Here is a 13,808-nt window from a genome sequence, read left to right on the forward strand (position 1 = left end):
TTCTTCCCCTTCTGGAAGCAACAAACAACGATTTACTGACTTAGCTATGACAAGCCTATGCTGGATTGCTATAATCTCACGATTATTTTTCACAATATTTTAATGAGTTGATTAAGAGTTCCATGGATAAGCATTTCGACCCTAACGCAATTGAAACCAAGTGGTATCAGACTTGGGAAAACCAAGGTTATTTCAAACCGAGCTACCAAGATTCCGCAGACCCGTACTGCATTATGATTCCGCCGCCGAACGTCACCGGTTCTCTGCATATGGGTCACGCTTTCCAAGACACCATTATGGATACCTTAATCCGCTTTAACCGTATGCGCGGTAAAAACACCCTATGGCAACCGGGGACAGACCACGCCGGCATCGCCACGCAAATGGTTGTTGAACGACGCTTGGCCGCCGAAGGCCTAAGCCGCCATGACGTTGGTCGCGAAAAATTCATCGAAAAAATCTGGGAATGGAAAGAAGAATCCGGCGGCACCATCACCAAACAGCTTCGCCGCATGGGCGCCTCTCCAGACTGGAGTCGTGAGCGTTTCACTATGGATGACGGTCTTTCCGAGGCGGTTAAAGAAGTTTTCGTTCGCCTGTACGAAGAAGACCTGATCTACCGCGGCAAGCGACTGGTCAACTGGGATCCGGTTCTGCACACCGCAGTTTCCGACCTTGAAGTTATCTCTGAAGAAGAACAAGGTAACCTGTGGCACTTTAACTATCCGCTGACCGACGGTTCCGGGCATCTGACTGTGGCCACCACGCGTCCGGAAACCATGCTCGGAGACCAGGCCGTTGCGGTTCACCCGGAAGACGAACGTTATAAAGATCTGGTTGGTAAAACCATTACCCTGCCACTGGTCGGTCGCGAAATTCCGATTATCGCCGATGATTATGTCGATATGGAATTCGGAACCGGTTGTGTGAAAATCACACCGGCGCACGATTTTAATGACTACGAAATGGGGAAACGCCATAACCTGCCAATGCTGAACATCCTAACCGTGGATGCGGCGATCAACGACGAAGCGCCGGAAAAATACCGTGGCATGGATCGTTTTGAAGCACGTAAAACCATCGTTGCCGACCTGGACGAACTAGGCCTGCTGGATAGCATTAAACCGCATACACTAATGGTTCCACGCGGCGACCGTTCGCACTCGGTTATCGAACCATTCCTGACCGACCAGTGGTATGTGGCGGTTGAATCTTTGGCAAAACCAGCGATTGATGCGGTCAAAAACGGCGATATCGAGTTTGTACCTAAAAACTGGGAAAACACCTATTTCGAATGGATGAACAATATCCAGGACTGGTGTATTTCGCGCCAAATCTGGTGGGGACACCGAATCCCGGCCTGGTACGATGCTGACGGTAAGGTTTATGTTGGCCGTACCGAAAACGAAGTGCGTGAAAAATACAACATCTCAGCTGAGATTGAACTGAAGCAGGATGATGACGTTCTGGATACCTGGTTCTCATCAGCGCTTTGGACCTTCTCGACACTTGGCTGGCCGGAAAAAACACCTGAACTGGAAACTTTCCATCCGACGTCTGTATTGGTTACCGGGTTCGACATCATCTTCTTCTGGGTGGCCCGTATGATTATGATGGGTCTGAAATTCACCGGTCAGGTTCCATTCAAACAGGTTTATGTACACGGTCTGGTTCGTGACGGCGAAGGTCAGAAAATGTCCAAGTCTAAAGGTAACGTACTGGATCCTATCGACCTGATCGACGGTATCGACCTTGAATCACTGGTCGGCAAACGCACCTACGGTATGATGCAACCGGAAAAAGCGGCGAAAATCGAAAAAGCGACCCGCCGCCAATTCCCGGACGGCATCGAGCCTTACGGTACTGATGCCATTCGCTTTACGTTTGCCTCTCTGGCATCAACCGGTCGCGATATCCGTTTCGATCTACAGCGTGCCGAAGGTTACCGCAACTTCTGTAACAAACTATGGAACGCAACCCGTTACGTGCTGATGAATACCGAAGGTTTCGATACCGGCGTTGATGAATCGCAGCCTTGCGAACTTTCTCTGGCTGACCGCTGGATTACATCTCGTCTGCAACAGGTTGAAGCGGAAGTTCAGAAGCATTTCGACAGCTACCGCTTTGACTTGGCAGCCAACGCGCTATACGAATTCACCTGGAATGAATACTGCGACTGGTATCTGGAGCTTGCGAAGCCGATTCTAAACAAAGACTCTTCAAATGAAGCGAAACGCGGTACCCGTAAAACACTGGTTCGTGTACTGGAAGCCCTACTTCGTCTAATGCACCCGGTTATGCCGTTTATTACTGAAGAAGCGTGGCAGGCGGTTGCGCCTCTTGCTGGCAAGGACGGCAATACCATTATGACTCAGCCCTACCCTCAGGCCGATGAAAATAAAATCGACGCCGGCGCTATGGCTGAGCTGGAATGGGTAAAACAATTCATCGTCGGTGTGCGCAAGATCCGCTCCGAGATGGATATCGCACCAAGCAAGCCGCTACCGGTGCTATTGGCAGGCCTGAACGCTCAAGACCAGAGTTGGCTAAACAATAACCAGCTGTTCTTGCAAACCCTGGCAAAACTTGAAAACATCACTGTTCTGGACAATGAAGCCGAAGCTCCGGAATCCGCAGTTGCTCTGGTTGGCGAAATGAAGGTATTAATCCCAATGGCCGGCCTGATCGACAAGGATGCCGAACTGGCACGCCTTGACAAAGAGATCAAGAAACTGCAAGGTGAGATCAAACGTCTAAGCGGCAAATTGAATAACGAAAGTTTTGTCGCTAAAGCACCGGAAGCGGTCGTTGCCAAAGAACGTGAAAAACTGGCCGACAGTGAAACCGCCCTAACCAATCTAGAGGGACAGTATGAAAAAATCTCTAAACTCTAATTCCGTCTTTTCCCACGCCAAGCCGCTTGCCTTGGCGACACTATTGGGTGCATCGTTTTTACTGAGCACCCACAGTACTCCTGTTCAGGCGGCGGTAAGTGGCTACACCAATTATGTCACCGATTCGATTGATGTTCCGGTGCGTCGCGGTGCGGGTTACAAATACAAGATCTCGCAGATGCTGAAATCCGGTACTCCGGTTAAGATCCTTGAAGTCAATAACGACGGCTGGGCCAATGTCCAGTACAGCAAAGGTTCAAAAACCCATACCGGCTGGATGCCGTCGAGCATGCTGCAAAACCAGCCGATTGCCAAAATCCGACTGCAGGAGCAGATTGAAAAGACCAATAAAGTCGAAGAGAAATTCAATACATTAACGTTGGAACTGAACACGCTTAAAGAACGTTTTGAAGCGGCCAGTAACGAACTGAGCACCATCAAGCAGGAAAAGTTCGAACAAAGTCAGGAACTTGAACACCTTAAATCCATCTCCAGTAACGCCGTGGCTATGGATGAAGAAAATAAGGCGATGAAAGTTCGACTGAACGAGGTCGAAAGCCAGAATGCGATTATGCGCGAACAGATCGACCAATCCGAAGATGCTATTAAGCGCCAATGGTTCCTGACTGGTGGAGGCGTTCTCCTACTCGGTTTGCTTCTTGGACGCTTCTTCCGCATGCCTACCAAACGTAAACGCTGGGGGGAAATTTAAGGTTTAACACCTTATACTTTCCTTAGGAAATAAAAAATCCCGCCATGGCGGGATTTTTTTATTTACAGCACAACAAGAGCGCTGATCGTTTTATGGTGCAGGTGCAGGCTCTGGAGCGGGTTCCGGAGCCGGCTCGACAGGAGCTTCAAGAGTGACTGTCGTTGTTTGACCTGCGACAACAGCGGCATTAACTTGCGAGTTAAACTCGATTGTCTCAGCACTCTCAACCAAATCCTGATCGGCATTACAGGTAAAGGCGACTGTATAAGGTCCTTCAGACAAGTAGCCTACTTCAAACTCATAAGCTTGCGTATCAGGGTTATAGGCGACCAGAGCCGTTGTGACCGGATCATCTACACTGCCACTGATATCAACAGGAGTGACATCTGTACCGGCATAAACATAAGCCGAGTTATAAGTATCAGGATCTTCATCGGAACAGGTCCAGCTGGCACCACTGGTCAATAACTCTGGCGCTACCGTACCTGAAATATGTCCGATCGTATTATCCTGCTCGATACGCAAAACCGGTTTAAGTTTATAGTCACCATTTCCTTGGGCAACGATCGACTTGCGCACATCAAAATCGATGGTGAAAGCCGCATCGCCACTTTCCGGTACGACAAGGGTTCCTTTAACTTTCAAACCCGAAGTAGAACCACTCGGAACATCTAACTGATCCGTAGTGTCCTGACCATCATTAAGAACAATATAAGAGTTGGCTTCGTTGATATCCAAACGAATTTCCGAATAAGTCCCTGCCGGAAGATCTTCACCCGTCAGCAATGAGACTCTTTGAGAACCTTGCAGGTCCAGAAGGTTGATGCTCTGCTCTTGTGCAAAATCAAATTCAATCCACGAAGACTCGTCATCTAAATCCTGTCGAATAGCAACACCGGTAAAGGCGACTGTTACTTCTTTCGCATCATCTATAGGTGCATCCGTCAGGCTTAATGAAAGGGTACCCGTTCCAGAGCTTGAATCCCCGCCTCCGCAGCCCGTTAGCATCATAGCCGGCAGCAGACTGGCTAGCAGTAATTTTTTCGCCGTCTTAATATGAGATATATTTGTCATTGTTTTCCTCCTCGGCCTTTTTCAGGCACTGTACTTAAGGGCAAGTTAATTTTTCTAACTGGCTTTAAAAAAGAATAACAAATCCTTTGTTACCCGCGATAGAGTAAATATTAGTTATCATTTTTATTATACCCTTACCGGAAGTCAGTCTATTATCTCAACTCAATAACGGCAATACGCACCTTTTCTAAGAACAAAAAAAGCACCTGAAAAGGTGCTTTAATTATTGAAAGCGCATACAAACAAGGCGCGACGGTTATTTTGTAAAAATTTCTTTAATCAGCTCTTTGGCCGGAACATAGCCGGGAATCAGCCGGCCGTCGTCCACCAAGATATTCGGGGTTCCGTTCACCTGAAAGAACTGGGCCAGCTGCATATGTTGCTTGATCGGATTATCGCACTGCTTTTCAGCTACTTTCTGCCCCTTCATCACCTGATCCAACGCCTCCAGCGGTTTATCCGCACACCAGACGGAAACCGCATCCGTGTAGGATTGCGAGGCAGCCCCCGCTCGCGGATAAGCCAGATAACGAACGGTCACACCAGCCTTATTCAACTCAGGCACCTCCAAATGCAATTTCCGGCAGTAAGGACAGTGAATATCGGTAAACACAGTAATCGTCGCTTTGCGCTGAGCCTTTTCGTCACCCGGATAAATCCACATTGACGCTTCGGGAATTCCCGCCAAAGCCTTAATCCGCTGCTGCATGCTAACCTGTCGTGTCAGGTTTACCTTATTTTGCAGATCAATCAGATCTCCCTGCACCAGAAATTGGCCGTCCTCGCTCATATAAACAACATCTACACCCAAAATCACCTGATAAAGCCCCTTGATGCCGGTCGGCTGGATATCAAAATGATCCAACCCCGGAATCATCGTTTGCAGCTGTTTCTGAATAGCCGAGAAATCATGTGCCTGATCCGGCTGATCAGCCGGCGTTTGAGCATAAGCCGAAAGCATTACAGAGCCAAGAACAAGCCCACCCAAAAGTTTTTTCGCAAAATTCACTGTGTTGCATCCCTGAGGTTGATAAATTCACTTGGGCCGGTCAAACGAGAACGCCCGAAAAAGTGCACATCAATATACCACGCTCAAATCAATTTTTAAGTTAAAGAGTCGCGCAAAACCTTTAAAAACCGTTAAATTATTAAGGAGTTATCAGGGATAATATTGCCATGCTACGGATCGTTTTCACTTTAACCCTTTCTTTATTGCTGACCGCCTGTCAACAAGGCTCGAATGCACCGGCTTCCAATTCAAAACCGGAACTGCTCATCTACAGCGGAATCACCATGGTTCGACCGCTGCAACAGCTTGCGACCGAATTCGAAAACCAAAAAGGCGTTAAAATCACGATCATTCAAGGCGCTTCTGGCTTTATTCTCAAAACCCTGAAAAACCAGCAGATCGGAGACATTTACTTCCCCGGCTCGACCATCTTCCGCTCCAGACCCGAGAACCAAAAAATTTTCGACCGCTATGTACTGGTCGGCTATAACCGTCTGGCCTTAATCGTTCCCAAAGACAACCCAAAGCACTTAAACTCGGATTTAAACCAGTTAACCGACCCCGAGCTCTCGATTGTACTTTCTTCTCCCGGAAGCAGCTCTGTTGGCAAAGCGACTGAAACACTGTTGAACAAACAAAATCTGAAAGATCGCGTTTTCGAAAATGTCACCTATTTCACCACCGACTCGCATCGACTTTTCAAGTCGATCCAGAACGGAGATGCCGATCTGGCCGTCAACTGGTTTGCCACCACCAAATGGCCGGAAACAGAATCTTATATGGATGCCATTCTGATTGATCAGGCGCTCGCCCCAAAACGCTCACTGGAGTTAATCCTGCTTAAATACTCGAAAAACAAAGCGCTCGCACTGGAATTCATGGCCTATGCCAGTTCTGTTCATGGCCTGGAAACCTTTGCACGATACGGCTTCCTGAACGAAGAGGAACTTAAAACTCTGTCAGCCTCTCCGCAGCAGATCAAAGTATTGGAGCCGACTAAATGACGAAACCTATCACTGTGAAAAAACCTTCCATCGTCACTCGAACCGGCATCAACCTGTTTCTTCTGCTGGTCATTTTCATTCTCGGGCTCGGAGCCCAGGCCATCTTAAATTTCAGCATTACCAACTACACCCATGAGCTGGATAAAAAAATCCGTAATGCCGAAGTGGAGAACAATCTCGGGCTGGAAGTTATTCTGGAAATTTACAAGACCGAAGCCAGTTTCTTTCAGATAACCGCATTCCCGAATAAGCATATGCGAAAAATTATCGAACATGAAATTGAAGAGAGTCAGGAAGAGATTACTCACGTCCTGCAAGTATTGAATCAGGGCGGAACCTATAAACACAATCTCGACCTGAACTTGCCCAATACCGAAGAACAATTCGAGATCATGTTCTACAAGCCGATAACCAGCAATCAATTTACGTTTGCCGAGGCCGACGTCCTTCCGAAACTGGAACTCATTACTCATAAAATAAAAGAGCTTAATCAACTGCTCAAACAAATCGACCACTATCGGTTAACCCAAGATCCGCGTCTCGGAAAAAGCATTTCGACACTAAAACTTGAGGTTAAGCTGTTTGAACCGGTCTTCCATCGCCTCAAAGAAGACGCCAATCAGATTTTCTACACCCACCGTCAGAACTTTACCCAGATCCGCAAAGAAGTTGAAGATCAAAAGCGCTTCTATAAAAGTCTGCAAATATTCCTGACGCTGTTCTTATTGATTGTTGGTCTCTATGCTTTCTGGCGCTTGAGTTTAAACATCCACCGCACATCGCAAGAAATTGAAAAAACGCATGATTACACTCGCGACATCCTGAATTCGCAAGACAACATTATCATTGTCAACGACGGGGAAAAAATCATTGACGTCAGTGGCGGGTTCTTTAAATTCTTCTACGAATACCCCGATCTCAAAGCATTTTCCGCAGACTATAACTGCGTCTGTGATCTTTTTGTCAAAGAAGAAGGACTGGTCTATAAATTCGAAGATAAAAGCTGGATCGAATATGTCGTCGAAAACCCGGACAAGACGCATAAAGCCAAACTGCGTTATCACGGCACCGAGCATGTTTATAAAATCTACGGACAAAAATCCAAAAAATATCAGCGCTATATCATCTCGCTGCTGGACATTACCGAATTTGAAAAGATTAACCGCGATCTCCAGGAACAGAAAAACCGCGCGCTCGAAGCAACCCGTTCGAAAGGCGAATTTCTGGCCAATATGTCACACGAAATTCGTACTCCATTGAATGCGATACTCGGTTTCATTGACCTGCTCAAAGAAAAGCCCTTGGACCAGGAAGGGAAAAAATACCTCGAAACGGTTACCCAATCGAGTCACACCCTGCTCGGCATTATCAATGACATTCTCGATCTGACCAAAATTGAAAGCGGTAAACTGGATATCGATATCAGCGAGTTTTCACCGAAAGACGAACTGACCGGCGTTGCCGATCTGTTTAGAGCGCGTTGCAGCGAGAAAAACATCAATTTCGTCACCCACTTCTCGGAAAATCTTCCAAGCGGCATCAAATCCGACGCCCTGCGCATTAAGCAGGTTATCTCAAACCTGCTGTCCAATGCGGTCAAATTCACCGATTCCGGAAAAACCATCACCCTCGATATCAGCTATAACCCCGGATGGCTGCGAATTTCGGTCGAGGACGAAGGGATCGGCATGACCCGGGAAGCGCAGGAGAAAATCTTCGAGGCTTTCTCCCAGGCGGAAACCTCGACAACCCGCAAATACGGCGGCACCGGTCTTGGCCTGACCATCAGCTCTCGCCTGATTAAAATGCTGGGCGGCAGCCTGAAGGTGACATCACGTCTCGGCGAGGGCAGTAAATTCTATTTCAGCATTCCGGTTCAAGCGGTAGAACTCGCGCCTAAAACCCGAGCTCCTGCCGAAGGAAAAGAAATTGTCCGTTACCACGGCGATATTCTTCTGGTGGAAGACAATACAACCAATCAGATGCTGATGGTTGCGATTCTGAAAAAATTCGGCTTGAGCTGTCTGATTGCCAATGACGGTCTGGAAGCGCTGGAACAAGCCAAAAGCCGTCGTTTTGACCTGATACTGATGGATGAAAACATGCCAAACCTCAACGGAATCGAGGCCACCAGACAGATCCGCGAACACGAAAAACAAACCGGCGCGCACAGACAACACATTGTTGCCCTGACGGCAAACGCCATGACGGGAGACCGGGAACGCTTTATCGAAGCGGGTATGGACGAATACCTGACCAAACCGGTGAACATCGGCGAATTGACCAAGGTATTCGAGAAGTTTTTACCTAAAAAGTAATCGCCGCCATCACCCTCGAGGGTGATGGTGCTGATGCAGGCTTTGCAGACGCTGCTTAGCGACATGCGTATAAATCTGCGTGGTCGACAGATCACTATGTCCGAGCAAAAGCTGGACACTGCGCAGATCCGCGCCATGATTGATCAGGTGGGTGGCAAAAGCGTGCCTTAAGCCGTGCGGCGACAACTTATTGAAGATTCCGACCGATTCCGCCAGCTTGCGCACCCGATGCCAAAGCGTCTGACGCGTCATTGGACGACCGAGACGGGAAACAAACAGCGTCGACACTCTTTTCTTTCCGACCAGTTCGCCACGCGCGCCCTGCAAATAACGTTGCAACCATTCAGAGGCAACTTCACCAATTGGCACGATGCGCTCCTTGGCCCCCTTACCGGTTACCTGAACCACTCCGGCGGATAAATTGAGCTGCTCGAACGGCAGGCCAACCACTTCGGAAACCCGTAGTCCCGATGCATACATCAACTCCAGAATTGCCCGATCTCGGATTCCCAATGCCGTAGTCAGATCCGGTGCCTCAAGCAGCGCTTCTATCTGCACTTCACTCAACACCTTGGGAATCTTACGCTCGGCTTTCGGCGCCTTAAGCTGCTGAACAGGATTGTTTTCAATCGGGTACTGCTGATTGGCCCACTGATAGAAACGCTTGATACTGCTTAGCATACGCGCGTTCGAACTCGCTTTACGCTGTGCCATCAGCTGCAATACAAAGTCCTGCAGATTTTCAGAGCTCAGCGTTTCCCACGACTGGCGCCCTTCCAGCAACCAGTCGCGGAATTTCTGCAGGTCGGTCCGATAAGCCGCAACCGTATTGGCGCTCAAACCCTGATTAAATTGCAGATATTCCAAAAACTCTAGCAGCGGCATCGCGGCGGACATAAATCACTCCGAATTCAACTCTTGAGCCAAAGTATAGCGGAAAGCGTTTGTTAAAAAACAGTAGGCAATAAAAAAACCCCGCCAGTAGACCTGACGGGGTTTTTCTTAAAGAAAAGTTTTCAGCCCACGCGGGGCGGAAATTATACTTTTTCTTTGATACGAGCCGCTTTACCGGATAGGTTACGCAGATAGTAAAGTTTCGCACGACGAACGTCACCGCGACGCTTAACAGTAATGCTGTCAACTAGCGGGCTGAAAGTCTGGAAAGTACGCTCAACACCTACACCGTGAGAGATTTTACGAACGATGAAGTTAGAGTTGATACCACGGTTTTTCTTCGCGATAACAACACCTTCATACGCCTGTAGACGTTCGTTTTTACCTTCAACAACTTTAACTTGAACAACAACTGTATCACCTGGCGCGAAAGCCGGGATTTCTTTAGTCATTTGTTCTGCTTCAATCTTTTTAATGATATCGCTCATTTTAAGCTTCTCCATTAGTGGCTCTTTAATTTATAGCGAGCCTCAGGGGTTTTGCCCCTGTGAACTTTATCCAACAATACACGCGACAAGGCGTCAGAGGTTGAATCCTAATTGTAGACTCCGGTATCGGAGTGTAACCTACTCGCCGTCCTGATATCGGGCCAGTAGATCCGGGCGTCGCTGCTCAGTGCGCAGCAACTTTTGTTGGTGACGCCAAGCGTCGATTTTGGCGTGATTCCCTTGCAACAGAACCTCCGGCACCTGCATTCCATTAACCTCTTCCGGTCGTGTGTAATGCGGACAGTCCAGAAGACCGTCGGAAAAAGAGTCCTGCTCCGCCGACTGATCATGCCCCAAGGCACCCGGCAGCAAGCGAATCAAGGAGTCCATCAGCATCATAGCCGGCAGCTCCCCGCCACTGACGACAAAGTCGCCAATACAAATTTCTTCATCCACCTCGGTTTGCAGCAGGCGCTCGTCAATGCCTTCATATCGACCGCAAAGAAGCGTAATCGAATCCAGCTGAGCGAGCTGTGCCACCTTCTCTTGAGTCAGCGGCTGCCCCTGCGGGGAAAGATAGATGACATGAGGTTTTGCTGTCTGCGCCTGGCGAATCGCATCAACGCTGTCTTTAAGCGGTTGATACATCATCACCATGCCCGGCCCCCCGCCATAAGGACGATCATCGACCGTTTTATGGCGATCATGGGTAAACTCGCGGGGATTCCAGGTGTTCAGGCTATATAGCTGCTTTTGCAGAGCCCGACGACTGACGCCGGATTCCGTTAAAGCCCCGAACATCTCCGGAAAGAGGGTGATGACATCAAATCTCACTCGGTCTCTTCCGCCTGCCAATCCACCTTGATTCGTTTGCCCTGGACATCGATCTCGATAATGAACTCATCCATTACAAACGGAATCAGCTCCTCGGTCTCGCCCTTGACACGCAAAACATCATGCGCACCGGTTTCGATCAAATCGGCCACTTCGCCGAGGTTTTCACCCTGCAGGTTTACCACCTGACAGCCGATCAGATCGATCCAGTAAAATTCGTTCTCATCCTGTTTCAGTTGCGCGCGATCGATTGCGATCTCGCACCCCATATATTCACGCGCCAAATCGCGATCACCAATGAGATCAAGTTTGGCAACCAGCGCTTTACCGCCCTGCTGCCCTTTGAAGTCTTCAACTTTGACTTCCAACCATTCGCCTTTGTGTTTAATCCACCAAGGCGAATAGCTAAAAATATTTTCGCGGGGTTCGGTATCGGAGAAAATCTTCACCCATCCATGAACCCCGAAAACGCCGTTAATCTGGCCGACAGGCAAAAGATTTTCGGGTAATTCCGCCATAAAACTTACCTGCTAGCCAAAGAGTCGATTAAGCGTTTTTAAGGATGCTCTTAACGCGGTCGCTCATTTGCGCACCTTCAGCAACCCAGTGGTCAACACGCGCCTGATCAACACGTAGTTTTTCTTCTTGACCACGTGCGATAGGGTTGTAGAAACCTACCTGCTCAATGAAACGGCCGGTCGCGCTGAAACGCTGATCAGCAACAACTAGCTTGTAAAAAGGACGCTTTTTAGAACCACCACGGGCCAAACGAATAACTACCATAACATTTTCCTTTATGTTGTCAGGCGATGAGAGGAAACCCTCTCAACAATTTCTTCTAGTTTAGAACTATCTGTATTTCCGCTTTCGATAAGCCAAAAACAGGAAAGCCGCGATTATAAAGAAACCGCGGCCTATTATCAAGCCTTTATTCGAGCAAAAGGCATTTTATTTATACTGCAAAAACAACTGCTTAGATCAGGGTCAACGCATTCCCGGCGGCATCCCGCCCCCCATACCCGGAGGAAGCTTGCCGGCCAGACCGCGCATCATGTTTTTCATGCCGCCGCCTTTCATCTTCTTCATCATTTTCTGCATCTGCGTAAACTGCTTAAGCAATTTGTTGACGTCCTGCACGGAAGTACCGGAACCGGTGGCAATACGGCGCTTGCGCGAGCCTTTAATAACGGCCGGAAAACGTCGTTCCTGCGGCGTCATGGAATGGATAATGGCCGCCAGACGACGGAACTCTTTTTCCGCCATGTCATTATCGACCTGACCTTTCAGCTGACCCATGCCCGGCAACTTGCCAAGCATACCGCCGATACCGCCCATTTTGTTGATCTGTTGCAGCTGCTCCAGAAAGTCCTCCAGGTCGAACTGACCGGACTTCTGAATTTTCTGAGCAAATTTTTCCGCCTTCTTTTTATCGATTTTGCTTTCGGCTTCTTCGATCAGACTCAGAACATCGCCCATCCCGAGAATTCGACCGGCCATACGTTCCGGATGGAACGGTTCCAGCGCATCGGTCTTCTCACCTGCCCCCAGGAACTTAATCGGCTTCCCGGTAATTTCGCGGATCGACAGAGCCGCACCGCCGCGAGCATCACCGTCGGTCTTGGTCAAAATGACCCCGGTAAGCGGCAAAGCATCGTTAAACGCTTTGGCGGTATTAGCCGCATCCTGACCGGTCATGGCGTCGACCACAAACAGTGTTTCCGCCGGTGTAATCGAATCATGCAGACGCTTGATCTCGCCCATCATATCTTCGTCGATATGCAGACGGCCGGCGGTATCCAGAATCAGGACGTCGGCAAACTTCTTACGCGCCTCGGCATGCGCGTTACGCGCGATCTCGACAGGATCCTGATCGGCCGTAGACGGGAAAAAATCAACTCCGACCTGCTCGGCCAGAGTCTCAAGCTGTTTAATCGCGGCAGGACGGTAAACATCGGCCGAAACCACCATTACCTTTTTCTTTTCCCGCTCGGTCAACCACTTGGCCAGCTTCCCGACCGAGGTCGTTTTACCCGCCCCCTGAAGACCGGCCATCATAATGACCGCCGGCGGCTCCACATTAAAGTTAAGCGGGCTCGCCTCTTCCCCCATAACCGTGGTCAGCTCGTCTTTAACGATCTTGATAAACGCCTGCCCCGGATTCAGGCTGGTTGAAACCTCCTGACCGACGGCGCGCTCCTGCACCTTGGTGATAAACGATTTAACAACCGGCAGCGCGACATCGGCTTCAAGCAGTGCTCGACGCACATCACGCAAGGCGTCTTTAATATTCGATTCGGTTAGACGCCCCTGACCTTTCAGGGTTTTTAATGTTCGGTTTAAGCGATCGGATAAATTATCAAACATCTCTTTCTCCACTTTGCGCAAAGGCCTTAGTACTCACACCCGACAAGGCGATGCTTTACGCTCTAGCGCTCTTCTATTCAAAAATTAATTCCGCTATTATAAACAATTCATTCACTAATTTATGTACCGATCAGAACAAGCGGTGCAGATTTCGTTCACAAGACAACACGTTCGGACTCGTAATAGAGCCAGGCCGAGCAACTTTCAGCAAAGGACA

General features: G+C 48.9%; 12 protein-coding genes. 4 read left to right on the forward strand and 8 right to left on the reverse strand.

What is annotated here, in order from left to right; translation table 11 throughout:
• The first annotated feature begins 122 nt into the window (after positions 1-122).
• Together J3999_RS00265 and J3999_RS00270 are read left to right on the forward strand one after the other, a co-directional pair.
• The gene (locus tag J3999_RS00265; protein WP_208125868.1) at positions 123-2,894 is read left to right on the forward strand and encodes a valine--tRNA ligase; all 2,772 of its coding nucleotides are present in this window, start codon (positions 123-125) and stop codon (positions 2,892-2,894) included.
• Positions 2,872-3,606, forward strand: coding sequence for a TIGR04211 family SH3 domain-containing protein (locus J3999_RS00270; protein WP_208125870.1), 735 nt, complete (start codon positions 2,872-2,874; stop codon positions 3,604-3,606). Before J3999_RS00265 ends, J3999_RS00270 begins: the two co-directional genes overlap by 23 nt.
• Before the next feature lie 90 nt (positions 3,607-3,696).
• On the opposite strand, the gene J3999_RS00275 is transcribed toward J3999_RS00270, so the two are convergent.
• Together J3999_RS00275 and J3999_RS00280 are read right to left on the reverse strand one after the other, a co-directional pair.
• The gene (locus tag J3999_RS00275; protein WP_208125871.1) at positions 3,697-4,680 is read right to left on the reverse strand and encodes a DUF4382 domain-containing protein; all 984 of its coding nucleotides are present in this window, start codon (positions 4,678-4,680) and stop codon (positions 3,697-3,699) included.
• A gap of 256 nt (positions 4,681-4,936) precedes the next feature.
• Positions 4,937-5,689, reverse strand: a complete 753-nt coding sequence (locus tag J3999_RS00280; protein WP_208125872.1) for a DsbC family protein — start codon at positions 5,687-5,689, stop codon at positions 4,937-4,939.
• A gap of 167 nt (positions 5,690-5,856) precedes the next feature.
• Between J3999_RS00280 and J3999_RS00285 the strand changes: the two genes are divergently transcribed.
• Positions 5,857-6,693, forward strand: coding sequence for a substrate-binding domain-containing protein (locus J3999_RS00285; protein WP_208125873.1), 837 nt, complete (start codon positions 5,857-5,859; stop codon positions 6,691-6,693).
• Positions 6,690-9,011 carry an ATP-binding protein gene (locus J3999_RS00290; RefSeq protein ID WP_208125874.1) on the forward strand — a complete coding sequence of 774 codons (2,322 nt, stop codon included), beginning with the start codon at positions 6,690-6,692 and terminating at the stop codon, positions 9,009-9,011. Before J3999_RS00285 ends, J3999_RS00290 begins: the two co-directional genes overlap by 4 nt.
• Before the next feature lie 9 nt (positions 9,012-9,020).
• Here J3999_RS00290 and xerD read toward each other — a convergent pair whose 3' ends face one another.
• From xerD to ffh, 6 genes are all read right to left on the reverse strand, one after another.
• Positions 9,021-9,908: a site-specific tyrosine recombinase XerD gene (gene xerD / locus J3999_RS00295; RefSeq protein WP_208125875.1), complete on the reverse strand. Its 888-nt coding sequence runs from the start codon at positions 9,906-9,908 to the stop codon at positions 9,021-9,023.
• Between the two features lie 140 nt (positions 9,909-10,048).
• Positions 10,049-10,393 carry a 50S ribosomal protein L19 gene (gene rplS / locus J3999_RS00300; protein ID WP_173287060.1) on the reverse strand — a complete coding sequence of 115 codons (345 nt, stop codon included), beginning with the start codon at positions 10,391-10,393 and terminating at the stop codon, positions 10,049-10,051.
• Positions 10,394-10,531: 138 nt separating this feature from the next.
• On the reverse strand, positions 10,532-11,227 hold the full coding sequence (trmD, locus tag J3999_RS00305) for a tRNA (guanosine(37)-N1)-methyltransferase TrmD (protein ID WP_208125876.1): 696 nt from the start codon (positions 11,225-11,227) through the stop codon (positions 10,532-10,534).
• Entirely contained in the window at positions 11,224-11,745 is a 522-nt protein-coding gene (gene rimM, locus J3999_RS00310; protein WP_208125877.1) for a ribosome maturation factor RimM, read from the reverse strand. Before rimM ends, trmD begins: the two co-directional genes overlap by 4 nt.
• Before the next feature lie 28 nt (positions 11,746-11,773).
• Positions 11,774-12,010 carry a 30S ribosomal protein S16 gene (gene rpsP, locus J3999_RS00315; RefSeq protein WP_173285799.1) on the reverse strand — a complete coding sequence of 79 codons (237 nt, stop codon included), beginning with the start codon at positions 12,008-12,010 and terminating at the stop codon, positions 11,774-11,776.
• A gap of 201 nt (positions 12,011-12,211) precedes the next feature.
• The gene (ffh, locus tag J3999_RS00320) at positions 12,212-13,591 is read right to left on the reverse strand and encodes a signal recognition particle protein (RefSeq protein WP_208125879.1); all 1,380 of its coding nucleotides are present in this window, start codon (positions 13,589-13,591) and stop codon (positions 12,212-12,214) included.
• Positions 13,592-13,808 lie beyond the last annotated feature (217 nt).

It is taken from the genome of Thiomicrorhabdus sp. 6S3-12 (genome assembly GCF_017571475.1).
In the GTDB taxonomy this organism is placed as follows: Bacteria; Pseudomonadota; Gammaproteobacteria; order Thiomicrospirales; family Thiomicrospiraceae; genus Thiomicrorhabdus.